The sequence below is a fragment of the Modestobacter italicus genome (assembly GCF_019799965.1).
Lineage (GTDB): Bacteria > Actinomycetota > Actinomycetes > Mycobacteriales > Geodermatophilaceae > Modestobacter > Modestobacter italicus_A.
The window spans coordinates 83,260-107,091 of sequence record NZ_JABGCJ010000003.1; the positions used below are offsets into that span (position 1 = coordinate 83,260).

Annotated in this window: 25 protein-coding genes; 9 read left to right on the plus strand and 16 right to left on the minus strand. The window is 75.2% G+C overall.

Features of this window, described 5'->3' with window-relative positions; genetic code table 11:
* Window positions 1-9: 9 nt before the first annotated feature.
* On the minus strand, window positions 10-1,635 hold the full coding sequence (locus tag HLA93_RS08040; protein ID WP_222193879.1) for a DAK2 domain-containing protein: 1,626 nt from the start codon (window positions 1,633-1,635) through the stop codon (window positions 10-12).
* Between the two features lie 236 nt (window positions 1,636-1,871).
* On the opposite strand from HLA93_RS08040, the gene rpmB reads away from it, so the two are divergent.
* Window positions 1,872-2,054 (plus strand): 50S ribosomal protein L28, encoded by a 183-nt coding sequence (gene rpmB, locus HLA93_RS08045; protein WP_439957965.1) that lies wholly within the window; start codon window positions 1,872-1,874, stop codon window positions 2,052-2,054.
* A gap of 122 nt (window positions 2,055-2,176) precedes the next feature.
* On the opposite strand, the gene HLA93_RS08050 is transcribed toward rpmB, so the two are convergent.
* Genes HLA93_RS08050 through HLA93_RS21485 form a run of 4 tightly spaced genes read right to left on the minus strand, consistent with a single transcriptional unit; the run spans window position 2,177 to window position 4,494 of the window.
* On the minus strand, window positions 2,177-2,806 hold the full coding sequence (locus tag HLA93_RS08050) for an AAA family ATPase (protein WP_222193881.1): 630 nt from the start codon (window positions 2,804-2,806) through the stop codon (window positions 2,177-2,179).
* On the minus strand, window positions 2,794-3,339 hold the full coding sequence (locus tag HLA93_RS08055) for a GNAT family N-acetyltransferase (RefSeq protein ID WP_222193882.1): 546 nt from the start codon (window positions 3,337-3,339) through the stop codon (window positions 2,794-2,796). Before HLA93_RS08055 ends, HLA93_RS08050 begins: the two co-directional genes overlap by 13 nt.
* Window positions 3,323-4,363, minus strand: a complete 1,041-nt coding sequence (locus HLA93_RS08060) for a thiamine-phosphate kinase (RefSeq protein WP_222193883.1) — start codon at window positions 4,361-4,363, stop codon at window positions 3,323-3,325. The genes HLA93_RS08055 and HLA93_RS08060 overlap by 17 nt, the downstream gene beginning before the upstream one ends.
* A complete protein-coding gene (locus tag HLA93_RS21485; RefSeq protein ID WP_281425210.1) occupies window positions 4,360-4,494 on the minus strand; it encodes a hypothetical protein in 135 nt (44 codons plus the stop codon). Before HLA93_RS21485 ends, HLA93_RS08060 begins: the two co-directional genes overlap by 4 nt.
* Here HLA93_RS21485 and HLA93_RS08065 point away from each other — a divergent pair.
* Window positions 4,486-4,719: an Lrp/AsnC ligand binding domain-containing protein gene (locus tag HLA93_RS08065; RefSeq protein WP_222193884.1), complete on the plus strand. Its 234-nt coding sequence runs from the start codon at window positions 4,486-4,488 to the stop codon at window positions 4,717-4,719. The two genes, HLA93_RS21485 and HLA93_RS08065, sit on opposite strands and share 9 nt — an antisense overlap.
* A gap of 70 nt (window positions 4,720-4,789) precedes the next feature.
* Window positions 4,790-5,341 (plus strand): DUF3515 family protein, encoded by a 552-nt coding sequence (locus tag HLA93_RS08070; RefSeq protein WP_308128010.1) that lies wholly within the window; start codon window positions 4,790-4,792, stop codon window positions 5,339-5,341.
* Window positions 5,342-5,363: 22 nt separating this feature from the next.
* On the opposite strand, the gene HLA93_RS08075 is transcribed toward HLA93_RS08070, so the two are convergent.
* From HLA93_RS08075 to HLA93_RS08105, 7 genes are all read right to left on the minus strand, one after another.
* On the minus strand, window positions 5,364-6,020 hold the full coding sequence (locus HLA93_RS08075; RefSeq protein WP_222193885.1) for a hypothetical protein: 657 nt from the start codon (window positions 6,018-6,020) through the stop codon (window positions 5,364-5,366).
* Window positions 6,017-7,165 (minus strand): D-alanine--D-alanine ligase family protein, encoded by a 1,149-nt coding sequence (locus HLA93_RS08080; protein WP_222193886.1) that lies wholly within the window; start codon window positions 7,163-7,165, stop codon window positions 6,017-6,019. Before HLA93_RS08080 ends, HLA93_RS08075 begins: the two co-directional genes overlap by 4 nt.
* Before the next feature lie 11 nt (window positions 7,166-7,176).
* Window positions 7,177-8,337: a cystathionine gamma-lyase gene (locus HLA93_RS08085; RefSeq protein ID WP_222193887.1), complete on the minus strand. Its 1,161-nt coding sequence runs from the start codon at window positions 8,335-8,337 to the stop codon at window positions 7,177-7,179.
* A gap of 52 nt (window positions 8,338-8,389) precedes the next feature.
* On the minus strand, window positions 8,390-9,385 hold the full coding sequence (locus HLA93_RS08090; RefSeq protein WP_222193888.1) for an NAD(P)H-dependent glycerol-3-phosphate dehydrogenase: 996 nt from the start codon (window positions 9,383-9,385) through the stop codon (window positions 8,390-8,392).
* Window positions 9,382-10,170 (minus strand): lysophospholipid acyltransferase family protein, encoded by a 789-nt coding sequence (locus HLA93_RS08095; protein WP_222193889.1) that lies wholly within the window; start codon window positions 10,168-10,170, stop codon window positions 9,382-9,384. Before HLA93_RS08095 ends, HLA93_RS08090 begins: the two co-directional genes overlap by 4 nt.
* Window positions 10,171-10,407: 237 nt before the next feature.
* On the minus strand, window positions 10,408-11,931 hold the full coding sequence (locus HLA93_RS08100; RefSeq protein WP_222193890.1) for an amidohydrolase: 1,524 nt from the start codon (window positions 11,929-11,931) through the stop codon (window positions 10,408-10,410).
* On the minus strand, window positions 11,928-13,349 hold the full coding sequence (locus HLA93_RS08105) for a serine hydrolase domain-containing protein (protein WP_222193891.1): 1,422 nt from the start codon (window positions 13,347-13,349) through the stop codon (window positions 11,928-11,930). Before HLA93_RS08105 ends, HLA93_RS08100 begins: the two co-directional genes overlap by 4 nt.
* Before the next feature lie 72 nt (window positions 13,350-13,421).
* On the opposite strand from HLA93_RS08105, the gene cofC reads away from it, so the two are divergent.
* Genes cofC through HLA93_RS08120 form a run of 3 tightly spaced genes read left to right on the plus strand, consistent with a single transcriptional unit; the run spans window position 13,422 to window position 17,096 of the window.
* On the plus strand, window positions 13,422-14,054 hold the full coding sequence (cofC, locus tag HLA93_RS08110; RefSeq protein WP_222193892.1) for a 2-phospho-L-lactate guanylyltransferase: 633 nt from the start codon (window positions 13,422-13,424) through the stop codon (window positions 14,052-14,054).
* Between the two features lie 14 nt (window positions 14,055-14,068).
* The gene (locus HLA93_RS08115; protein WP_222193893.1) at window positions 14,069-16,144 is read left to right on the plus strand and encodes an RNA degradosome polyphosphate kinase; all 2,076 of its coding nucleotides are present in this window, start codon (window positions 14,069-14,071) and stop codon (window positions 16,142-16,144) included.
* The gene (locus HLA93_RS08120; protein WP_222193894.1) at window positions 16,128-17,096 is read left to right on the plus strand and encodes an NUDIX hydrolase; all 969 of its coding nucleotides are present in this window, start codon (window positions 16,128-16,130) and stop codon (window positions 17,094-17,096) included. The genes HLA93_RS08115 and HLA93_RS08120 overlap by 17 nt, the downstream gene beginning before the upstream one ends.
* A gap of 29 nt (window positions 17,097-17,125) precedes the next feature.
* On the opposite strand, the gene leuD is transcribed toward HLA93_RS08120, so the two are convergent.
* Together leuD and leuC are read right to left on the minus strand one after the other, a co-directional pair.
* Complete coding sequence (gene leuD, locus HLA93_RS08125) at window positions 17,126-17,722, minus strand: 3-isopropylmalate dehydratase small subunit (RefSeq protein ID WP_222193895.1); 597 nt, start codon at window positions 17,720-17,722, stop codon at window positions 17,126-17,128.
* Window positions 17,723-17,727: 5 nt separating this feature from the next.
* Window positions 17,728-19,152 carry a 3-isopropylmalate dehydratase large subunit gene (gene leuC, locus HLA93_RS08130; protein ID WP_222193896.1) on the minus strand — a complete coding sequence of 475 codons (1,425 nt, stop codon included), beginning with the start codon at window positions 19,150-19,152 and terminating at the stop codon, window positions 17,728-17,730.
* A gap of 105 nt (window positions 19,153-19,257) precedes the next feature.
* On the opposite strand from leuC, the gene HLA93_RS08135 reads away from it, so the two are divergent.
* From HLA93_RS08135 to HLA93_RS08145, 3 genes are read left to right on the plus strand one after another with little or no spacing between them, the layout of a single operon-like run.
* Window positions 19,258-19,920, plus strand: coding sequence for an IclR family transcriptional regulator (locus tag HLA93_RS08135; protein ID WP_439957966.1), 663 nt, complete (start codon window positions 19,258-19,260; stop codon window positions 19,918-19,920).
* A gap of 42 nt (window positions 19,921-19,962) precedes the next feature.
* Window positions 19,963-20,478, plus strand: a complete 516-nt coding sequence (locus HLA93_RS22005; protein ID WP_222193898.1) for an ArsR/SmtB family transcription factor — start codon at window positions 19,963-19,965, stop codon at window positions 20,476-20,478.
* The gene (locus HLA93_RS08145) at window positions 20,475-21,446 is read left to right on the plus strand and encodes a M23 family metallopeptidase (protein WP_222193899.1); all 972 of its coding nucleotides are present in this window, start codon (window positions 20,475-20,477) and stop codon (window positions 21,444-21,446) included. The genes HLA93_RS22005 and HLA93_RS08145 overlap by 4 nt, the downstream gene beginning before the upstream one ends.
* Window positions 21,447-21,552: 106 nt before the next feature.
* Here the strand turns inward: HLA93_RS08145 and HLA93_RS08150 are convergent, their stop codons facing one another.
* Together HLA93_RS08150 and HLA93_RS08155 are read right to left on the minus strand one after the other, a co-directional pair.
* Window positions 21,553-21,876 carry a hypothetical protein gene (locus HLA93_RS08150; RefSeq protein ID WP_222193900.1) on the minus strand — a complete coding sequence of 108 codons (324 nt, stop codon included), beginning with the start codon at window positions 21,874-21,876 and terminating at the stop codon, window positions 21,553-21,555.
* 31 nt (window positions 21,877-21,907) lie between these two features.
* Window positions 21,908-23,584 (minus strand): sodium:solute symporter family protein, encoded by a 1,677-nt coding sequence (locus HLA93_RS08155; protein WP_222193901.1) that lies wholly within the window; start codon window positions 23,582-23,584, stop codon window positions 21,908-21,910.
* Window positions 23,585-23,832: the final 248 nt, after the last annotated feature.

Below are 23,832 nucleotides of genomic sequence, written 5' to 3' on the forward strand. Positions count from 1 at the left end.
ACATGGCCATCACTCGACCCCGATCAGCAACGGCACCGCCCCGGCGCCGCCGGCGTAGCGGACCACCTCGACGGTGGGGTGCACCGCGGCGAGGTGGCCGCAGACGGCGTCCCCGAGGGCCTGGTCCGGCGCGGTCTCCCCCACGACCACGGTGGCCATCTCCCCACCGGCGGACAGCAGCCGGTCGAGCAGGTCTCGGGCGACCGCGGCCAGGTCGGCGCCGATGACCACGACGTCGCCCTCCGCGCTGCCCAGCACGTCGCCGGGGCGGCACCGGCCGGCCGAGGTGAGCGCCTCCTGCTCGGCGAGGGTGACCTCGGCCCAGCGGGTGGCGGCCGCGGCCTCGGCCATCGCGATGACGTCGTCGCCGAAGCGCCGGGCCGGGTCGGCGACGGCCAGCGCGGCCATGCCCTGCACGGCCGAACGGGTCGGGACGACGACCACGTCACGCCCGGCCTCCCGGGCCCGGTCGGCGGCGCGGGCGGTGACCGCGGTGACCTCGATGTGGTTGGGCAGCAGCACGACCTGCTCGGCGCCGGTCGCCAGCACGGTCTGCAGGACGGCGTCCTCGTCGACCTGGTCGACCGCGGCGGTGAGCACGGTGACCCCCTCGGCGGTGAAGAGGTCGGCCAGCCCGGCCGAGCAGGCCAGCGCCACCACGGCGCGCGCGCCGGGGACGGCGGCCGGGGCGCGCACCGGCGCCAGCGGGGTCACCGAGATCCGGTGCGGGCGGCCCGCCTCGATACCGGCCTCGACCGCGGCACCGACGTCGTGCACGTGGACGTGGACGTTCCACTCCCGGCCGCCGGGGGTGTCGACCCCCACCACGACCAGGCAGTCGCCGAGCTCGGCCAGCCGCGTCCGCAGACGGGCGACCGCCGCCTCGTCGGAGTCGGCGAGGAGGAACTGCACCTCGCTGCCCGGCCCGGCCGGCGGCGCGGCGGGCGGGGGGACCGTGGACCGCCGGGGGCGGGACGGCCGGGCGCTCAGCGCGGGCCGGACCGGGACGTCGCCGGTGACCGTGCCCACGAGCGCGTCGAGCACCAGGCACCAGCCCGCGCCCCCGGCGTCGACCACGCCGGCGTCGCGCAGGGCGTCCAGCTGCCCGGTGGTGGCGTGCAGCGCGGTGACCGCCCCGTCGGCGGCGGCCCGGACGACGTCGGCCAGCGCCGTCCGGCCCTCGGCGACCGCGGCGGCGGCCGCCTCGGCACCGGCCCGCGCGACGGTGAGGAACGTGCCCTCCTCCGGGTCGGCGACCGCGGTGTAGGCGGTCCGGGACGCGCTGGTCATGGCGGCGGCGAGCACCGGCCCGTCCACGGCCCGCCCGTCCGCGGCAGCGGCGGTGACGCCGTCGGCCAGGCCGCTCAGCAGCTGGGCCAGGATCGCCCCGGAGTTGCCGCGGGCGCCGAGCACCGCGCCGCGGGCGAGCACTGCCCACGCCGGCTCTGCCGCGCCGGCGGCCTCGCGCAGGGCCTCGTCGCCGGCCTGCGCGGTCATCAGCAGGTTGATCCCGGTGTCCCCGTCGGGCACCGGGAAGACGTTGAGCTCGTCGAGCCGGCCGCGGGCGGTGGTCAGCGCAGCGACGACGGCCCGGCTCCATCGCCCGACCGCGGCCTCGTCCAGCGCCTCCAGCACGTCCGGGACGGTACCGGGGGCTCCGGACAGGACGCCGATCCGACCGCTCGCGCCGGGCCCGGGGGCCGCGCGACCGGGGCGGTCTGACAGTCGGCTCGGGGACGGGTTACAGTGTTGCCCAGCGTGTGCCTGGCTGGGCCGTGTCCTGGGGTCGTCGAGACCCCCGGTCGCCCGCCGAGCACCGCGACCTGACTTCAGCTGGACCAATTCTCTGGGAGTGATCGACCGTGGCTGCCGTGTGCGACGTGTGTGGCAAGGGCCCCGGTTTCGGCATGTCGGTGTCCCACTCGCACCGCCGTACGCCGCGCCGTTGGAACCCGAACATCCAGTCCGTGCGGGCGGCCCTGACCGGCGGTGGCCGGCAGCGCATCAACGCCTGCACCTCCTGCATCCGCGCGGGCAAGGTCGCCCGGGGCTGACGCCCCGGCGCTCTCCGGCGCTGACGCACCACCCCCGCCCCGGCGGGACCGAAGACCCCGGCGGTCACCCGACCACCGGGGTCTTTCGTGTGCCCAGCGACCGGTCGGTCGGCTGACCGCGATCAGGCCGCGCCGATCCCCCGCGCGCGGGCGGCGGTGACCACGAGGTCGACCACCGTGTCGTGCGGGAGCACGGTCGAGTCGGCCACCAGGTGGTAGTGCCGGGACTCGGCCGGGTCGCACCGGTAGAAGTGCCGGACGTAGGCCACCCGGGCCCGGTCGGCGGCGTCCCGCTCCCGGCGCACCTCCTCCACCGGCCGGCCCAGGTGCGCGACGGCGGCGGCCAGCCGCCGGTCCGGCGCGCCGTCCAGCCGCACGTGCAGCACGTCGGGCCGGTCGCGCAGCACCATCGCCGCTGCCCGGCCCAGCACCACTCCCCCGGGCCCTGCGGCGATCTCACCGAGCACCCGCTCGGTCTGGTCGCGGTAGGCCCGCTCGTCGGGCAGCGTCGAGGTGGGCAGCACCCCGCCCACCGGGTCGGGCATGGTGCCCAGCGAGGTCACCAGCCGCCACAGCCCACGGGTGACCGTCTCGTCGTTGGCCTCCGCCTCGGCGACGGGGACCCCCAGCCGGCCGGCCACCTGCGCCGGGATGACCCGGTCGTGGAACGGCAGGCCGAGCCGCGCGGCCACCGCGGGGGCGATCTCGGCCCCGCCCGCGCCGAAGGACGCCGAGACGGTCACGACGCCCATGCGTCCTCCTCCTGCCCACCGGAGGGCTCCCCGTCCAGCAGCTCCTTGCCGAGGAACACCGCCTCGGGTGAGTCGGCGTAGATGCCGTACCCGGGCACCGGGACGTACCCGGCCCGCTCGTAGAGCGCCAGCGCCTCCGGCTGCCGGTCCCCGGAGTTCAGCAGCAGCCGCCGGTGACCGGCGGCCGCGGCCGTGCGCTCCAGCTCGGCCAGCAGCAGGGCGGCCAGGCCGCGCCGGCGGAAGGTGGGCTCGACGTACATCCGCTTGAGCTCGACCGCGCTGCCGTCCGCCCGCCGCTCGTGCACCCGCCAGCCTCCGCAGCCGGCCGGCGCCCCGTCGACCTCGGCGACGAGGAACAGCCCCTGCGGTGGGGAGAACTCGGCCGGGTCGACGACCGCGGCGTCCCGGCCGCCGTAGCGCACCACGTACTCCTGCTGCACCCGTTCGATCAGGTGCTGGGCCACCGGGTCGGCGTACCCGACCGGGCGCAGGGTGACCGACCCGGCCGGGGTGGGCTCAGCCGAAGTGGACATGACCGGTGCCCTCCCCCAGGTCCGCCGCCACCTGCGCGGCCGGCACCCCGTCCACCCGCACACCCGGTCCCTCGTCGTCGATCTCGCGCACGACGCCGATCGTCGTCCATCCCGCCGGCAGCTGGGCAGCCGGTGGGAAGGTCGCCACGAGGGCGTGGTCCTCGCCCCCGGTGAGCACCCAGGCCATCGGGTCCCCGCCCAGGGCGGCGGCGACCTGCGGGAGCGGACCGGTGGCCTGGACGAACCCACGCTCCAGCGCGCCGCGGTCCAGGTCGACCAGGACGCCGCTGTCGGTGGCCAGGTGGCCGACGTCGGCCAGCAGCCCGTCGCTGGTGTCGCACATGGCGGTGGCCCCGGCGTCGGCGGCGGCCGGGCCGGCGGCGTAGGGCGGGGTGGGCCGGCGGTGCGCGGCGACGGCCGCGGCCGGCGCGGTGAAGCCGCGGCGCAGCACGGCCAGCCCACAGGCCGACCAGCCCAGCCGTCCGGCGACCGCGACGACGTCCCCGGGCCGGGCTCCACCGCGGGTGACCGGAGCCCGGCCGCCCAGGTCGCCCAGCGCGGTCACCGACAGCACGACCGCGGCGGAGTCGGGGGCGCTGGCCGAGGTGTCCCCGCCGACCACGGCCGCGCCGAACGGCGCGCACTCGGCGGCCATGCCGGTGGCCACGCCCTCCAGCCAGGTCGCCGGGGTGTCCGCGGGGCAGGCCAACCCGACCAGCAGCGCGGTGGGCACGGCGCCCATGGCCGCGATGTCGGCCAGGTTGGCGGCGGCGGCCTTGTGCCCGACGTCCTCCGCCGAGGACCAGTTCCGGCGGAAGTGCCGGCCCTCCACCAGGACGTCGGTGCAGGCCACCACCCGGCCGTCCGGTGTGCGGACCACCGCGGCGTCGTCGCCGGGGCCCACCTCCGCCAGCGCGGCGGAGCCCGAGCGGGCCACCACCCGGGCGATGACGCCGAACTCGCCGACCGCGGCGACGCTGTCGTCAGCGCCGGCCGGGGGCAGCGGCGGCCGCGCCCGAGTCACGAGCGGCTCCGCGCCGCTGGGGTACGTTGCCGGTCGGCCCGCTGCACGGCAGGCCGGTCGCACCCCCAGCCGTCGCCGGCGCGGCCGCCGGCGTCGAGGCACTGCCCGAGGAAGGTCAACCCGTGGTCCACGCCTACATCCTGATCCAGACCGAAGTCGGCAAGGCAGCCGCGGTCGCCGCGAGCATCAGCGAGATCGCCGGCGTGACCAAGGCCGAGGACGTCACCGGCCCCTACGACGTCATCGTGCGGGCCGAGGCCAACACCGTCGACGAGCTCGGCCGGCTGGTCGTCGCGCGGGTGCAGTCGGTCGACGGCATCACCCGCACGCTGACCTGCCCCGTCGTCAACATCTGAGCCGCTGAGCACCGCAGCCCCCGACCAGCCGACCGGTCGGCCCCCGGCGGACCCCCTGCGCCGTGCGGCGGTGATCGCCACCGCGGTGCTGGTGCCCCTGGTCGTCGTCCTGCTCGTGCTGGTCAACATGGTGGGGCGCGACGACGACGCCGAGGGCGACGACCAGGTCGTCGACGTGGCCGGGACGCCGTCCGCCCCGCGCGGCGACCTGCCCCCCGTCGAGGTCGACACCCCGGCGGTCACCCCGGCCGCCGAGCTGGCCTGCCCGGTCCTGATGGCCCAGCTGCCGCTGGAGCTGGCGGGTGAGACCTCGCGGATGGTCGACTCCGACAGCCTCTTCGCCTACGCCTGGGGCGACCCGGCCACCGTGCTGGTCTGCGGGGTCGAGCCGCCGCCGGGCTACGTCGTGGGCGGGCCGTCGACCTTCCTCGTCTCCGGCGTCGAGTGGTTCGTCGACACCACCGACCCGGACACCTACGTCTGGACGACGGTCGACCGCAACGTGCCGGTGCAGGTGCGGGTGCCCGCCACCGCCGACAGCGCCGCGCCGACCGCGCTCAGCCCGATCATCGGCACGTCGATCCCGTACGTGGCGCCGACGCCGGCGCCGACCACCGACTGACGAAGGCCGCCCGTGCCCTCCGTCAGGTGGTCGGGAGGCGGTCCAGCTGGGCGGTGACGACGGCGGCCACCTCGGCCCGGGCCGCCTCCGCGGTGGCCGCGACCGACGCCACCGAGACGGTGAAGGGGCCGGAGGTGCACCAGGCGAAGACCGCCGGGCCGGCCATCCCGTGCTCGACCGACGGCTCCTCCCGGAGCATCAGCACACAGCCCGGCGGCAGGCCCTCGGGCACCCGGTCCAGCTCACCGCCGTAGTACTCGGCGTCGTTGCGGGCCAGGTCGTCGGCGTAGGACCCCGCTCCCCCCGCATCGGCGAACTGGTCCAGGAAGACGCTGGTCAGCGCGTCCCCGGTGCGCCAGAAGCGTTCCCAGCCCCGGGTGTAGCCGTAGTCGGTGAGCACCTGCTGCTGGCGTTCGGCGTCCTCGCCGTAGCGGGCGACGTCGTCGATGGTCTTCTCCCCGGCCGGCGGGTCGAGCTCGTCGTCGGGCACCCGCGGCAGGCCGGAGGGCACCTGGTCGACCAGCAGCTCCTCCAGGCCGGCGGCGCTGGTGGGCACGGCCTGGGCGGTGGACGTCGACACCACCGGCTCGGGCTCCGGGGAGCTGCACCCCGTGCAGGCCGGCGCGAGCAGGACCAGCAGCGCCGCCGCTCCCCCCGGCAGCCGGCCGCGGAGGGTCACCCGCCGGCCGGCCCCGCCTGGCCGGGGCCGGCCGGGTGCAGCGCACTGGCGACCAGCCGGTCGACCAGCTCCGGGTAGCTGACCCCGGAGGCGGCCCACACCTGGGGGAACATCGACGTCGGGGTGAACCCGGGCATGGTGTTCACCTCGTTGACCACCCAGCGGTCGGCCCCGGTCTCCGGGTCGGTGGTGAGGAAGAAGTCGACCCGGGCCAGGCCCTGGCAGTCCAGCGCGAAGTAGGCCCGGCGGGACATCTCCTGCGCCGCCGCCGTCTGCTCCGGGGTCAGCTGCGCGGGCACGTCGACGTCGACGGCGCCGTCGACGTACTTGACGCTGAAGTCGTACCAGTCGGTGCCCGGCCGCAGCCGGATCTCCGCCGGCACGCTGGCCTCGGGCAGGCCGCCGTCGCGGGCGGCGAGGACGCCGCACTCGATCTCCCGGCCGGGGACGCAGGCCTCCACGAGCACCTTCGGGTCGACCGCGGCGGCGGTGGCCACGGCCTCGGGGAACTGCGCCCAGTCGGTCACCCGGGTGATCCCGATGCTGGACCCGGCCCGGGACGGCTTGACGAAGACCGGCAGCCCCAGCCGTTCCCGGGCGGGCTCGTCCAGCAGGTCCGGGTCGGCGCACACCGCGCCACCGGCGTCCCGGAGGACGACGTGGTCGCCCTGGGGGATGCCGGCGGCGGTGAGGAGCTTCTTGGTGAACTCCTTGTCCATCGACGCGGCGCTGGCGAACACCCCGGAGCCGACGTAGGGCAGCCCGGACATCTCCAGCAGGCCCTGGATGGTGCCGTCCTCGCCGTAGGCGCCGTGCAGCACCGGGAAGACGACGTCGACCTCGGTGAGCCGGCCCAGCGCCTGCCCGGCGTCCAGCACCGCCAGCCCCCGGCCGGCCGGGTCGCCCACCAGGGAGACCGCGGTGCCGTCGGTGACCTCGGGCAGCCGGCCGCCCTCGATGGCCAGGGCGCTGCCGTCGTGCAGCACCCAGCCACCGTCGCGGGTGATGCCCACCGGCACCACCTCGTACCGGTCGGGGTCGAGAGCGGCGAGCACGCTCCCGGCCGAGACGCACGAGATCGCGTGTTCCGCGCTCCGTCCGCCGAAGACGACAGCGACCCTGGTCCTGCGCGGCTTGCCGGTCATCGCCGTGGACCCTAGCCGAGCGTCTCGAGCGCCGAGCCGAGGTCCGCGACCAGGTCGGCGGTGTCCTCGATGCCGCAGGAGAACCGCACGAACCCGGCGGGGACGGCGTCCCCGCCCCACTGGGCCCGTCGGTCGACGGTGGTGTGCACGCCGCCGAAGCTGGTCGCGGCCAGGAAGAACCGGGTGGAGCGGATCAGCTGCAGGACGGCGTCGGCGTCGGCGAGCTCGGCGGAGACCACCCCGTTGGGCCGCAGCATCTGCCGCTGCGCCAGCGCGTACGACGGGTCGCCGGCCCGCCACGGCCAGCGGACGTTGCGCACCGCCGGGGAACCGGCCAGCAGCTCGGCGACCGCCGCGGCGTTGGCCGCCTGCCGGGCCAGCCGCAGGTCCAGGGTGGACATCGACCGGTGGGCCAGCCATGCCTCGAACGGGCCGGGCGGGTTGCCGGTGGTCTTGCGCCAGGCGGCGATCCGGGTGTGCAGGTCGCGGCCGAGGTCGGTGCGGGCGGTGCTCACGTGCCCGAGCAGCACGTCGCTGTGCCCGGTGAGCGCCTTGGTGTCGGCAGCCACGACCACGTCGGCACCGAGGGACAGCGGGCGCTGGCCGATCGGGGTCGCGGTGGTGTTGTCCACCACCAGCACCGCCCCGGCGGCCCGGGTGGCCTCGGCGACCGCGGCGATGTCGCAGACGTCCAGCTGGGGGTTGCTCGGCGTCTCCAGCATCACCAGCCGGGCCCCGGCCAGGTCCCCGCGGGCGGCGACGGACTCGATCTCCAGGGTGGGCACCAGCTCGACCTCGACGCCGAGGCGCTCGAGCTCGTCGCGGCCGAGCACCCGGCTGGCGTAGTAGCCGTCGGCGGGCAGCACCACCCGGTCACCGGGCCGGACGACGGCCAGGACCGCGGAGCTGATCGCGGCCATGCCGGTGGCGAAGGACAGGCAGTCCCCGCCGTCCAGGTCGCCGACCGCGCGCTCGAAGACCCGCAGGGTCGGGTTGTCCGGCCGGGCGTAGGCGTCGGCGCCGCCGGCGCCCGGGGGCTGGTCGCCCAGGTGGTAGGGCGCGGCGAACACCGGGGAGGGCCGCAGCGGGGTGCCCGGGACGACGGGCTCGTCGCCGGCGTGGGCCAGGCGGGTGCCGTCACCCAGCGGTGCGGTCGGGTCGACGGTGCTCACGGGATCTCCTCGGGCTCGGTGCCGGCCCGGGGCACGCTCGACTCGCTCGGCGTCACTCGGGCTTGGCCTCGCGGGACATCATCTCCCGCACCATCTGCGCGGCCGACTCCCCCTCGTGGCAGACCCGGACGACGGCCTCGGTGATCGGCACGTCGACCCCGTGCGCGCGGGCGAGGTCCAGCACCGACCGGCAGCTCTTGACCCCCTCGGCGGTCTGCCGGGTGATCTGCTCCACCTCGGCCACCGACATGCCCTGCCCGAGGTGCTCACCGAAGGTGCGGTTGCGGGACAGCGGGGAGGAGCAGGTGGCCACCAGGTCACCGAGCCCGGCCAGCCCGGCGAAGGTGGCCGCGTCCGCACCCAGCGCCATGCCCAGCCGGGCGGTCTCGGCCAGGCCGCGGGTGATCAGCGAGGCCCGGGTGTTGTCGCCGTAGCCCAGGCCCGCCGCGATCCCGCAGGCCAGCGCGATGACGTTCTTGACCGCGCCGCCGAGCTCGCAGCCGACCAGGTCGGGGTTGGTGTACGGGCGGAAGTAGCGGGTGTGGCAGGCCGCCTGCAGGGCCGCGGCCCGGGCGGTGTCGGCGCAGGCGATGACGGTGGCCGAGGGCTGCTCCTCGGCGATCTCCCGGGCCAGGTTCGGGCCGGAGAGCGCGGCCACCCGGTCGCTGCCCGCGCCGGTGACCTCGCAGATGACCTCGCTCATCCGCTTCGTCGTCCCCAGCTCCACGCCCTTCATCAGCGAGAGCAGCGAGGCGTCGCCGGGCAGCAGCGGTGCCCAGTCGGCCAGGTTGGCGCGCAGCGTCTGGCTGGGCACGGCCAGCACGACGACGTCCGCGCCGTCCAGCGCCTCGGCCGGGTCGCCGGTGGCCCGCACCGCGTCGGGCAGCCGCACCCCCGGCAGGTAGTCGGCGTTCTCCCGGCTCGCGGTGATCGCCGCGACCAGCTCGGGACGGCGGGCGTGCAGGGTGACCGAGCACCCGGCGTCGGCGAGCACCTTGGCGAACGTGGTGCCCCAGGAGCCGGCCCCGAGCACGGCCGCGCGGGTCACGCGGCGTTCCCGGGGAGGTCGCCGGGCAGCGCGCGCCCCGCCGGGCGCGGGTGGAACTCCGCCGGCGGCCGTTCGCCCCGCAGCTCGCCGAGCTGGTCGCGCACCCTGGTCATCAACAGGTCGGTCACCTCACGGAGCAGTTCCCCGGTCAGCGGCGCGCCGGCCCGCACCCGGGCGCGCTCCTCGGAGAGGTCGACGGGCTCGCCGACCAGGTGGTCGGCGGGTGTCCGCAGCCGCAGGTGCAGCCGCTTGGTGTGGTAGTCGTGCACCCGCTGCGCCCCCCACTGGGCGACCGGCAGCACCAGCGCGTCGGTGGTCAGCGCCAGCCGGGCCACCCCGGTCCGGGCCTGCATCGGCCACCAGTCCGGGTCGCGGGTCACCGAGCCCTCCGGGTAGATCACCACGACGTCCCCGGCGTCCAGCGCGGCCTTCGCCGCGTGCACGGAGGAGCTGGCCGCACTCGACCCGCGGGAGACCGGGATCTGCCCGGCTGCCCGCAGGATGGTGCCGGCGGGGCCGGTGAAGACCGTGTCCTTGGCCAGGAAGTGCGGCACCCGGCCGCTGTCCCAGACCAGCCGGGCGCAGGCCAGCGGGTCGAGGACCGAGACGTGGTTGGCGACCAGCAGGACCCCGCCGGTGGGCGGGATGCGGTCGGCGTGCCGGTAGCGCAGCCGGAAGGCCAGTGACGCCGCCGGGTGGACGACGGCGACGCACAACGCCAGCGCCGGCGGCACCGGTCGCCGGGTCCGCCACCGGGGCGGGCGGGCCTGCTCGACCTGGGACACCGGACACCTCTTCCCTCTCCTCGGGCCGGCCGGCCTGGCGTGCTGGTGACCCGCCCGTGATCGTGCCCCCTGCCCGGGACCGGGTGGCACGCGGCCCCGGCTCAGGCCGGCGCGGAGCCGCCCACCGGGCACCCGCCCGGCCGGCCGGCGTCCATGGTGGCAGCCACCCCGCCCGTACCGCGGCCGACTCGCGCCCGGTCCCGGCGGCCTCCCCGGGTCGGGACCAGCTGGGGCGGGTCAGGTGAGGGCGGTGGCGCGGTGGGTGAACCGGCCGGCGACGAGGGTGCCCAGCACCTCCGTCGTCCGCAGGCCACCGGCGCCGTCCCGGGCCAGCACGGCCGAGGGCGGCTCGGCCACGACCACCAGGTCGGCCGGGTCACCGACCCGCACCGCCCGCCGGCCGCCGCTGGCCGCGGCCAGCGCGACCTCCAGGTCCAGGTGGTGCTCCGGGTGCCACGCGGGGCGGCCGTCCAGCGACCGGTGGACGGCGCTGGCCAGGCCGTCCCAGGGGTCCAGCGGAGCGACCGGCGCGTCGGAGCCGAGCACCACCTCGGCGCCCGCGGCGACCAGCGCGCCGTAGGGGAAGGACCGTCCGGTCGCGCCCGCCCAGTGCTGGTCGGCGGCGTCCCGGTCGTCGAGGGCGTGCCGCGGCTGGATGCTGGCCACCACGCCGAGCTCGGCGAAGCGGGGCAGGTCCTCGGCGCAGACCTGCTGGGCGTGCTCGATCCGGCCGGTCACCCCCGCGGCGGCGAAACCGTCCAGCGCGATGGCGGTGGCCCGGTCGCCGATCGCGTGCACCGCCAGGTCGAGCCCGGCCGAGCCGGCCCGGCGCAGCAGCCGTTCCAGCTCCGGCAGCGGGGTGCGGAGCAGCCCGTGCGCGTCGGGCCCGGTGGCACCGGGGTAGGGGTGCGTGCAGAAGGCGGTCCGGGTGCCCAGCGAGCCGTCGACGAAGAGCTTCAGCGGGCCCATCCGCAGCCGTTCGGCCGCGACCGGGTCGGTCACCCCGGGCAACGGGTCGCCGCTGCGCAAGCCGGCCGCGACGACCTGCTCCAGCCGGTCGACCCAGACGGCGGTGCGCACCCGCACGGCCGGGCCGCCGGGCCGCAGCGCCGCGCGACGGGCCCAGGAGGTGACCAGGTCGCCGTACTCGAAGTCGACCAGCGCGGTGACGCCACGGGCGGCGGCGGCCTCGGTCGCCTCGAGCACCCACGCGTCCAGCACCGCCGGGTCGAGCGCGGCGGCGCGGGACATGAGGTCCATCGCCTCCTGCTCCAGGACCACCCCGCCGCTCAGCCCGAACCGCTGGACGGCGGCGGTGCTGCACCAGGCCGTGTGCAGGTCGCCGCTGGACACCACGACGGGCACGCCGGGCAGCAGCTCGTCCAGCAGGGCGGCCTCGGGCGGCTGGGACCACAGGGCGTCCCGGAACCCGTGGCCCACGACCACCGCCCCCGGCCCGACCGGCGTGGCGTGGACGGCGGCGGCCACCATCGCCGCCGCCTCCGTCGCCGACCCGGCCGTGGAGACGTCGATCCGGCGCCGGGCAGCTGCCCACTGCTCCAGGTGCACGTGCGCGTCCTGCAGGCCGGGCAGCAGCGTGGCGCCGTCGAGGTCGACCACCTCCACCGGCGACGGCAGCTCCGGCAGGCCGGGGGCGCCGGCGCGCAGGTCGTCGGCGATGGCGAGCACCCGCCCGCCGACGACCAGGACGTCCCGGACCGCCGACCGCAGCCGGGCGCGCCGGAGCAGCAGCGCGCTCATCCGGCGGCTCGCCCGGCGGCCTGGTCGGCGCGGCGGGCGAGGAACACCTCGGCCGGCCATGCGGAGATGCCGCCGAACCGCACCGCGGACGCGGTGCCGTCCGCGGCCCAGGTGTACTCGACCGTCTCGCCGGCCGAGCCGAACCCGGCGACCGTCTCCTGGCGGAGGGTGTCGGCGTCCTCGACGGTGAGCTCGAGGTGGTCCTCGGCCGGCTCGGGCAGGCCGGGGCGCAGCAGCACGAGGCGGCCGCCGAGGAGCGCGACGTCGGTGACCCCCCAGAGGTTGACGAACCGCCCGGTGTAGCGCTGCAGCTCCGCGGCCGGCGGCTGCGGCGGTCCGTCAGGGGCGGCCAGCGCCAGGTCGAGCAGCCCGATCAGGCCACGGGCCAGCACGTCGGCCGGGCCGTCCACGGCGTTGGTGAGCACGCTGACCACCAGCTGCCCCTCCGGGTCGACCCAGGTCCGGGTGATGTGCCCGGGGTAGCCACCGCTGTGCCCGACCAGGTGGCGGTCGCCGGCGGCGCGCAGGTCCATGCCCAGCCCGTACCAGCGGGCCTCCTTGCCGTGGGCCCGGATCTCCGACTCCGGCCGGCGCATCAACCGCTTGCCGGCGTCGCTGAGCAGCGTCGGGTCGCCGGTGAAGTGGGCGGCACCGAAGGTGGTGAGGTCACGGGCGGTGGCGTGGAAGCCGGTCGCGGCGGCCATCGCCCGGGTGTCGACGTGCCGGATGGTCAGCCGGGTGCCCTCGCCGTCGAGCAGGGCGGTGTGCCCGGCCGCGAACTCCTCGGCGCGGGCCGGGTCCCACTCCGGTCCGGTGTCGGTCAGGCCGAGCGGCTCGACGACCGCCCGGCGCACGTGCTCGCCGTAGCCGACGCCGGTCACCGCCTCGATCGCCAGCCCCAGCAGCGAGTAGCCGATGTTGGAGTACTTGAAGTGCTCGTTCCGCTCGAGGACCGCCCCCTCCTCGGCGGCGATCCGCACCAGCAGCTCGGCGTCCGGGAACGGCTGCAGCAGCTGCCAGTGGTCGTTGTCCCGGCCGTCCCTGACCACCCCGCCCTGGTGGCCCAGCAGCTCCCGCACGGTGACCTCGGCCAGTCCGCTGCCGGTCACGCCGGGCACCCAGTGGCCGATCGGGTCGTCCAGCCGCATCCGGCCCGCCTCCACCAGCTGCAGGACGGCGGTGGCGGTGAAGGTCTTGGAGTGCGAGGCGATCCGGAACAGGTGCCCGGTGGTGAGCGGGGCCCCGGTGGTCACGTCGGCGACGCCGAGTGCGGTGTCCAGCACGACCTGGTCCCCGACCCGCACCGCGGCCTGCACCCCGGGGACCCGGAGGTGGCGGCGCTGGTGCTCCAGCCACGACTCCAGGTAGGGCGCCGCGGCGATGGCGACCTGCGCCGTGTGCTCGGTCGTCGGGCTCATCGTCGAGGGCTCCTCGGGGACGGGGACGGTGCAGGAAGCGAACCACCCGGGCACGTGTGATGAGGTCGAGGGGTGCAGCCCTGGTCGGTCGTCGTCCCGGCGAAGCGACTGGAGTCGGCGAAGACCCGCCTCGCCTCGCTCACCGGCCCCCTGGCGGGCGGGAGCCACGAACAGCTGGTGCTCGCCCTGCTCGCCGACACGGTCAGCGCGGCGCTGGCCAGCCCCGCCGTCGGCCGGGTGCTGGTGGTGACCGACGACCCGCGGGCGGCGGCGCTGGTGGCAGCGCTGGGGGCGCGGACCACCCCCGACGAGCCGCGCAGCGGGCTCAACGCGGCGCTGGCGCACGGCGCCCGCGTGGCCGGGCCCGGCCCGTTGGCGGCCCTGCACTCCGACCTGCCCGCGCTCCACCCCGACGAGCTCGACGCCGCGCTGACCGCCGCAGCCGGGCACGTGCGCAGCTTCGTCCCTGACGCCGCGGGCACCGGCACGACGCTGCTGGCCGTGCGGTCGGGTGACCTCGCCCCGCGCTTCGGGCCCGGGTCGGCCGCGGCGCACGCCACCGGCGGCGCGATCCCGCTGGACGGTGACTGGCCCGGACTGCGCCAGGACGTCGACACCCCCGCTGACCTGCGGGCCGCCCGCCGGATCGGCGTCGGTCAGCGCACGGCCGGTTTCCTGTCGGCCACCCGGTGGACACCTGGGTGAGGCAGGATCGACCCGTGCCCGCTGCCTCCACGCCGCTGCCCGCCGACCGCTTCCTGAACCGCGAGCTGTCCTGGCTGGACTTCAACGCCCGGGTGCTGGAGCTCGCCGAGGACGACACCCTGCCGCTGCTCGAGCGGGTCAAGTTCCTGTCGATCTTCGCCAGCAACCTGGACGAGTTCTTCATGGTCCGCATCGCCGGCCTCAAGCGCCGGCAGAGCACCGGCCTCACCGTCCGCTCCCCCGACGGCCTCACCATCCGGGAGCAGCTCACCCGGGTCACCGAGCGCACGCAGAGCCTCGTCCACCGGCACGCCAGCGTCTTCGACAAGGACGTGATGCCGCGGCTGGAGGAGCAGGGCATCCGGATCGTCCACTGGTCGGACCTGGACGACGTCGACGCGATGCGGCTGCGGGAGTACTTCCGCGACCAGGTGTTCCCGGTGCTGACCCCGCTGGCGGTCGACCCGGCGCACCCGTTCCCCTACATCAGCGGGTTGTCGCTGAACCTCGCCGTGTCGGTGCGCGACCCCGACACCGGCGCCCCCCGGTTCGCCCGGGTGAAGGTGCCCAACAACGTGCCGCGGTTCATCCCGGTGACCACCGCGACCGCCCAGGGCAAGGAGGCCGAGGCGGTCTTCCTGCCGCTGGAGGACCTCATCGCGGCGCACCTGACCTCGCTGTTCCCAGGCCTCGACGTGCTGGACCACCACCTGTTCCGGGTCACCCGCAACGCCGACCTCGAGGTCGAGGAGGACCGCGACGAGGACCTGCTGCAGGCCCTGGAGCGCGAGCTGGCCCGGCGCCGGTTCGGGCCGGCCGTGCGGCTGGAGGTCACCGAGACGATGGACCCACAGATCCTCGACGTCCTGGTGCACGAGCTGGAGATCAGCCCGGCCGACGTCGTGTCGGTGCCCGGCCTGCTCGACCTCGGTTCGCTGATGGCCCTCTACGACCTCGATCGCCCCGAGCTCAAGGACGAGCCGTTCGTGCCGGCCACCCACCCCCGGCTGAGCGAGGGCGAGACGCCCAAGAGCGTGTTCGCCACCCTCCGCGAGGGCGACGTGCTGGTGCACCACCCCTACGACTCGTTCGCCACCAGCGTGCAGCGGTTCATCGAGCAGGCCGCCGCCGACCCGAACGTGCTGGCGATCAAGCAGACGCTCTACCGCACCTCCGGTGACTCCCCCATCGTCTCGGCGCTGATCGAGGCCGCCCAGGCCGGCAAGCAGGTCGTCGTCCTGGTGGAGATCAAGGCCCGGTTCGACGAGGAGGCCAACATCAGCTGGGCCCGGTCGCTGGAGCGGGCCGGCTGCCACGTCGTCTACGGGCTGGTCGGGCTGAAGACCCACTGCAAGACGGCGCTGGTCGTCCGGATGGAGAACGGGGTGATCCGCCGGTACTGCCACATCGGCACCGGCAACTACAACCCCAAGACCGCCCGGATCTACGAGGACCTGGGCATCCTCACCGCCGACCCGCGGGTGGGCGCCGACCTCACCGACCTGTTCAACACCCTGACCGGGTACTCCCGGCAGACCACCTACCGGTCGCTGATGGTCGCCCCGCACGGGATCCGCACCGGCCTGGTGGAGAAGATCCGCCGGGAGGCCCGGCACGTCGCCGAGGGCAAGCCCGCCGGCATCCGGATAAAGATCAACTCGCTGGTCGACGAGCAGATCATCGACGCGCTCTACGAGGCCTCCCTGGCCGGCGTGCCGGTGGAGCTGGTGATCCGGGGCATCTGTGCGCTGCGCCCGGGCGTGCCGGGGCTGAGCGAGAACATCCGGGTCCGCTCGATCGTCGGCCGGTTCCTGGAGCACTCCCGGGTGGTCAACTTCGCCAACGCCGGCCAACCGGAGTGGTGGCTCGGCAGCGCCGACCTCATGCACCGCAACCTCGACCGCCGGGTGGAGGTGCTGCTGCGGGTCAACGACCAGGCCGCCGCCCGCCAGCTGCAGCGCATCTTCGACGCCGCGCTCGCCCCGGACGTGCGCAGCTGGCAGCTGGCCGGCGACGCCAGCTGGACCCGCACCGGCGAGCGGGACTCCCAGGCCGAGCTGCTCGCGATGCGGGGTGAGAACGCTGGCTGACGACGCCCGGCTGGTCCCCGCCGCCGGCGGCGTCGTCTGGCGCACCGGCGGCACCGGGGCGCTGGAGACGCTGCTGGTGCACCGGCCCAAGTACGACGACTGGTCGCTGCCCAAGGGCAAGCTGGACGCCGGTGAGCACCCGCTCATGGCCGCGGTGCGCGAGGTCGGCGAGGAGACCGGTCTGCACGTCGCGGTGGGCCGGCGCAGCGTGCAGACCCGCTACGACGTCCGGCACGGTGACAAGCGGGTCGACTACTGGGTGATGAAGGCGGTCGGCGGTCGCTTCACGCCCAACGACGAGGTCGACCAGGTCCGCTGGCTGACCGTGCCCGCCGCCCGGGCGCTGGCCACGCACGAGCACGACCGGGCGGTGCTGGACGACCTCGTGCGCACCGACGTGCCACGCGCTCCCCGGGTGCTGCTGGTCCGGCACGCCTCGGCCGGTGAGCGCGCCGACTTCGACGGCCCGGACGACGAGCGGCCGCTGGACCGCACCGGCCGGGACCAGGCGGCCACGCTGGCCACCGTCCTGCCCCTCTTCACCCCGGCCCGGCTGCTGGCGGCCCCGCCGCTGCGCTGCCGGCAGACCGTCGAGCCGCTGTCGGCCGCGCTCGGCATGCCGGTCGACGCGGTGCCCGAGCTGGGCGAGGAGGGCTTCGGCGCCGACCCGCAGGCGGGGGTCGACCTCGTCCGCCGGCTGCTGGCCCGCGAGGACGGCGGTGGCCCCACGGTCATCTGCAGCCAGGGCGGGGCGATCCCCTCGGTCCTGTCGGCCCTGGGCGTGCGCTGGTCCGGCACCGCCGGCGCGCTGTGGCCGCCCTCGGCCAAGGGCAGCGTCTGGGCGCTCGGCGGCCGGCCCGGCGCCCTGGCGGCCGACTACTACCGCGACTTCACCGCCGACCCGGCCGCCCCGGCCGGCGCGCTGGTGCGCAGCAGCGCCGGCCGGAGCTGAGGTCCGCCCCCTCGTCCGGGGTCGTTGCGTCAGGCCGGCAGCGCGCGGGGCAGCCAGGCCGGACGGCGGGACTCGTAGGCCTCGATGTCCTCGACGTGCCGCTCGGTCAGGCCCACGTCGTCCAGGCCCTCGAGCAGCCGCCAGCGGGTGTACGGGTCGGTCTGGAACGGCACGGTGGTGGCGCCGTAGCGGACCTGCTCGGCCTGCAGGTCGACCGTCACCGGAAGTGCCGGGTCGGCCTCGATCGCCGTCCACAACGCCTCGACCTCGGCCTGCGGCAGGATCACGGTGAGCAGGCCGGCCTTGGTCGAGTTGTTGCGGAAGATGTCGGCGAACCGGGAGCTGATCACCACCCGGAAGCCGCCGTCGAGCAGCGCCCAGTTGGCGTGCTCGCGCGAGGAGCCCGTGCCGAAGTCGGGCCCGGCGACCAGGATCGAGGCGTTCGCGTACTGCGGCTGGTTGAGCACGAAGTCCGGCTCGTTGGTGCGCCAGGCGACGAACAGCCCGTCCTCGAAGCCGGTGCGGGTGATCCGCTTGAGGTACTCGGCCGGGATGATCTGGTCGGTGTCGACGTTGCTGCGGCGCAGCGGGGCGGCGGTGCCGGTGTGCGTGGTGAAGGCGTCCATGTCGGTCAGACTCCAGCGGGGATCGGGGCGTCGGGCAGGTCGGCGGGGGCGGTGAGCCGGCCGGTGAGCGCGGTCGCGGCGGCCACCGCCGGGGACACCAGGTGGGTGCGCCCGCCCTTGCCCTGCCGGCCCTGGAAGTTGCGGTTGCTGGTGGACGCCGAGCGCTCGCCGGGCTTGAGCTGGTCGGGGTTCATGCCCAGGCACATCGAGCAGCCCGCGCCCCGCCACTCGGCCCCGGCGTCGGTGAACACCTGGTCCAGGCCCTCGGCCTCGGCCTGCTGCTTGACCGCCACCGACCCGGGGACGACGAGCATGCGGGTGCCGGCGTCGACCTTCTTGCCGCGCAGCAGTGCCGCGGCGACCCGCAGGTCCTCGATCCGGCCGTTGGTGCACGACCCGAGGAACACCGTGTCGACGTCGATCTCCCGCAGCGGGGTGCCGGCGGTCAGGGCCATGTACTCCAGCGCCTGCTCGGCGGCCTTGCGCTCGCTCTCGTCGGCGAACTGCGCCGGGTCGGGCACCGAGGCGCCGATCGGCAGGCCCTGGCCGGGGTTGGTGCCCCAGGTGACGTAGGGCGTCAGCGACGCGGCGTCGATGTGCACCTCGCGGTCGAACACGGCGTCGTCGTCGCTGCGCAGCGTGCGCCAGTGCTCGACGGCGGCGTCCCAGTCGGCGCCCTGCGGGGCGTGTGGGCGCCCCTGCAGGAAGTCGAACGTCGTCTGGTCGGGGGCGATCAGCCCCGCGCGGGCGCCGGCCTCGATGGACATGTTGCAGATCGTCATCCGGGCCTCCATGGACAGCGCCTCGATCGCGCTGCCCCGGTACTCGATGACGTGCCCCTGCCCGCCGCCGGTGCCGATCTGGGCGATGACGGCCAGGATGATGTCCTTCGCCGAGACGCCCGGGGGGAGCTCGCCGTCGACGGTGACCGCCATCTGCCTGGCCGGCACCTGGGGCAACGTCTGGGTGGCCAGCACGTGCTCGACCTCGCTGGTGCCGATGCCGAAGGCCAGCGCACCGAAGGCGCCGTGGGTGGAGGTGTGGCTGTCCCCGCAGACGATGGTCATGCCCGGCTGGGTGAGCCCCAGCTGCGGGCCGATCACGTGCACGATGCCCTGGTCGCGGTCGCCCATCGGCGCGAGCCGGATGCCGAACTCCGCGGTGTTGCGCCGCAGCGCCTCCACCTGGGCCCGGCTGACCGGGTCGGCGATCGGCGACAGGATGTCCAGGGTCGGGACGTTGTGGTCCTCGGTGGCCATGGTCAGGTCCGGACGACGGACGGTGCGCCCGGCGGCCCGCAGCCCGTCGAAGGCCTGCGGGCTGGTCACCTCGTGCACGAGGTGGAGGTCGATGTAGAGCAGGTCGGGCTCACCCGCCGTCCGCCGGACGACGTGCTGCTCGTACACCTTCTGCGCCAGGGTCTGACCCACGGGTCCGTCTCCTCGTCGTCCACCTGCTGATTGCCATCTCACACAATGAGATGCGAGTATTGCTGCGTGGGACAGCCTAACCCCGTTGCCGTGCTGGACAAAGCAGTGGCCATCCTCCGCGCGGTCGCCGACGAACCGGCCAGCCTCGCCGAGCTGGTGGCCCGCACCGAGCTGCCCCGGGCCACCGCCCACCGGCTCGCCACCGCCCTGGAGGGCCACCGCCTGCTCCGCCGCACACCGGCCGGCACCTGGGCGCCCGGCCCGGCACTGGCCGAGCTCGGCCGCGGCGGCGCCGACCTGGCCGAACTGGTCGGCCGACACCTCGCCGCGCTGCGCGACGCCACCGGGGAGAGCGCCCAGTTCTACGTCCGCGACGGCGGCAGCCGGGTGTGCATCGCGGCGGCCGAGCGGTCCAGCGGCCTGCGCGACACCGTGCCGGTCGGCGCCCGGCTGCCGCTCACCGCGGGCTCCGCGGCACACGCCCTGCTCGCCTTCGGCCCGGCCGAGGAGGGCAGTGCGCTGCTGCCCGCGGCGAGCTTCACCGCCCGCACCCTGCTCGACGTCCGCCGTCGCGGCTGGGCGCACAGCGTCGCCGAGCGCGAGGCGGGCGTCGCCTCGCTGTCGGCCCCGGTCCGCGACGGCGCGGGCGGCCTGCTGGGTGCGGTGTCCATCTCCGGGCCGGTGGAACGACTGGGCCGCCGTCCGAGCCCCGAGGTGGTCGCCGCTGTCCTCGACGCCGCCACCGCCATCTCCCGCGCGGTCCGCTGAGCCTCGTTGCTCGGTTGTACGTAGTTCCGTAGCATCGGACGGGTGGACGACGCACGACTGGACCGGATCGAGCAACGGCTGACCGTCCTCGAGCAGGAGCTGGCCGGCCGGACCGCCCTGCCCGCCGACCTCCCCACCCCGGAGCGGTTCTGGCTGCTGCGGGCGCTGGCCGCGGAGGCCGCCGAGCTGCCCGGTGGCGCGATCGCCTACGGCGGGCAGGTCCGCCTGCCCGGTGGTGAGGAGTACGCCTGGCAGCGGACCCACGGCGCCGACGAGCTGCGCGCCGCCGAGCCGGACGACGACGAGGCCCGTGCCGGTTCGCTGTCCGCGCTCGCCCACCCGGTCCGCCTCCGGCTGCTGCGGGAGGTGCTGGGCGGTCACACCACGACCGCGGCGCTCGCCGCACTGCCGGGGCTGGGCACCACCGGCCAGCTGCACCACCACCTGCGGCAGCTGACCGCGACCGGCTGGCTGCGCACCACCGGCCGGGGCAGCTACGCCGTGCCGCCCGAGCGGGTGGTGCCACTGCACGTGGTGCTCGCGGCGGTGTCCGCGTGAGCCGTGACAGCGGGAGCCGTCACGTGGAGAGCCCGGAGGCGAGGAGGCGCGACATGGAGAGCCGGCACACCGAGAGCCCGGACGTGGACAGGCGTGACGTCGCAGGCGGTGAGGTCGGCAGCGGCACCGTCGAGCGTGGCGGGCCCGGGAGTGGTCCCGCCGTCCGGCGGCTGGTCGCCCGGGTGCGGCCACCGCTGCCCGCCCTGGGTGTGCTGCTGATCCTGGCCGGCGTCTCCGACCTGCTGCCCTGGGGTGGGCTGGCCGGGTTCGTCGTCCTGCTGGCCTTCGGGCTGCTGGACCGGGTGCGACCGCCCGCGGCGCCGGTGCGGGTCGTCGAGTCGCCGGTGCACGGTCCGTGGCGGGCGCTGAACTCCCCGGCCACCAAGGTCCCCTCGCACGGGGTGAACAGCCTCGGCCAGACCCATGCCATCGACCTGGCCTACGACCCGCCCGGCGGGGGCCACCCGGGCCGCACCGGGGAGCAGTGGCGGCGGGCCGAGGAGTACCCGGCGTTCGGCCAGCCGGTGCGCAGCCCGGTCGACGGCGTCGTGGTGCGGGTGCACCAGCGGCGGCGCGACCACCGGGCCCGCAGCGGCGGCTGGTCGGTGCTGTACCTGCTGGTGGTCGAGGGCTTCGTCCGGCAGGTGGGCGGCACCCGGTGGCTGGCCGGCAACCACGTCGTCGTCCGGGCCGACGACGGCGCCTGCGCCGCCCTGGTGCACCTGCGGCGCGGCTCGGTGCGGGTGCGGCCCGGCGAGCGGGTGGTCGCCGGGCAGCAGCTGGCCGAGTGCGGCAACTCCGGCAACAGCAGCGAGCCGCACCTGCACGTGCAGCTGTGCGACTCACCTCGCCTGGCCGCGGCCGCCGGCCTGCCGATGGCCTTCCGCGGCGGTGCCCCCGACGGCGGCGACGGCCTCCCCGCCGACGGGGAGCTGCTGGACGTCGGCAGGGACGCCGCAGCCGGCTGACACCAGGAGGACGCACGAGGGCCCGCAGCGGCATCCGCTGCGGGCCCTCACGTGCGCCACTCGCCCCTCCGCCGCGGGGTGGCGGCGGCGGGCGGTGGCGTCTGCCTCAGCGACCGGCGGTGTCCGACCCGCCCGTCGGGTCCTCGACGGCCTCGCCGCCCTCGACCACGACCGGACGCAGCTTCGTCCAGGCGGCGAAGACCAGGGCGAAGGCCAGCATGCCGAGGCCGACCCACAGGTTGGCGTTCCAGTCGCCGGTCTTGGCCGCCTCGGCCTCGCCGTAGTCGACGATGCCCAGGACCACCAGGACGACGCCGTAGAACCCGATCAGCCCGGCGATGACCGTGCGGACGTCGTAGGCGCCGGCAGTGCGCTTGCCGCCGGTCGCCTGCGCCTGGCCCGCGTCCTGCCCGTTGTGTGCGGTGCTCATGGAGTGCTCCTCTCGAGAACGCTGGCGACGGTCAGCGGAAGATCAGGTTCAGGGCGATGACGAGCACCAGGGAGATGCCGGCCAGCTTGGTCGGCGACTGGTACCAGGGGAGCTTGTGCGCATCGGGGTCGGTGCGCACCTCCTTGGGCGTCTCGGAGTACACCAGCCCGGCCAGCTCGGAGACCGGCTTCGGTGCAGTCACCATGCTGACGGCGACGCTGACCACGATGTCGACCACGAAGGCGGCACCGGCGGCCACGAAGCTCGCGCCCTGGCCCTCCAGCCCGATCACGCCGGTCTCGCTCAGCGACCACACCAGCACCGCGGCGAGCGTGCCGGACACCAGGCCGGTCCAGCCGGCGGTGGCGGTCATCCGCTTCCAGAACATGCCGAGGATGAACGTGGCGAACAGCGGGGCGTTGAAGAACCCGAACAGCGTCTGCAGGTAGTCCATCAGGTTGTCGAAGTTCGCCGCGATCAGCGCGGTGAAGATCGCGACCACGGTGGCGCCGACCGTGGCCACCCGGCCGACCTTCAGGTAGTAGCCGTCGGGCCGGTCCTTCTTCACGTACTGCTGCCACAGGTCGTAGCTGAAAACGGTGTTGAACGCGGAGATGTTGGCGGCCATGCCGGCCATGAAGGAGGCCAGCAGACCGGCGATCGCCACGCCCAGCAGACCGTTGGGCAGCACGTCGCGGATCAGCAGCAGGATCGAGTCGTTGTAGGTGACGCCCGGGTCACCGCCGGCCTTCAGGTCGCGGGTCTCGTTGACCAGCACCGCGGCGATCATGCCGGGGACGATCACGATGAAGGGGATGAACATCTTCGGGAACGACCCGATGATCGGGGTGCTCCGCGCGGCCGACATCGACTTGGTGGCCATCGCCCGCTGGACCTCGACGAAGTTCGTCGTCCAGTAGCCGAAGGAGAGCACGAAGCCCAGGCCGAAGACGATGCCGATCACCGACAGGACCGGGTTGTCGATGCTGGACAGGTCACTGCCCGGCCAGGAGCTCAGGTCGTTCTCGTTGCCGCTGTCGCGGATCGAGTCGATCAGGCCGCCGACGCCGCCCACCCGGTGCAGACCGATCAGCGTCAGCGGCAGCAGCGCGGCCACGATGACGAAGAACTGCAGCACCTCGTTGTAGATGGCCGCCGAGAGACCGCCGAGGGTGATGTAGCTGAGCACGACCGCGGCCGCGACGATCAGCGAGATCCACTGCGGCCAGCCCAGCAGGGCGTTGACGATGGTGGCCAGCAGGTACAGGTTGATGCCGGCGATCAGCACCTGGGCCAGCGCGAAGCTCAGCGCGTTGACCAGGTGGGCGCCGGTGCCGAACCGGCGGCGCATGAACTCCGGCACCGACCGGACCTTCGACCCGTAGTAGAAGGGCATCATCACCACGCCCAGGAACAGCATGGCCGGGACGGCGCCGATCCAGAAGTAGTGGAACGTGGCCATGCCGAACTGGGCACCGTTGGCCGACATGCCGATGATCTCGACGGCACCGAGGTTGGCCGAGATGAAGGCCAGGCCGGTCACCCAGGCCGGCAGCGACCGGCCGGACAGGAAGAAGTCGAGGCTGTCGGACACCCGCCGTCGGGCGGCGAAGCCGATGAGCAGGACGACGGCGAAGTAGGCGGCGACGAGCGCGTAGTCGATGAAGTTCGCGTCGAGCCGCAGGGTTTCGTCCGCTGCGAGGACCACCGGGGTTCCCTCCAGGTTCCATAGATCGGGTCACCCGCCAGGTGCGGCCGGGACCCCTGCCTGCCTCTCAGGGCGGGGCACGGTGGTGCGGCGCGATGATCAGCTTCGAGACGCTAACACCGGGTCAACACCCCGGCATTTCGTTGGTCACCGCAACGGGTGAACGGTGTGAGGACGGCCACGGCGGCTCCCGACCGTCGGCCCGTGCGCGCCCGACCCTGGAGACGACGAGAGCCCCCGACCGGGTG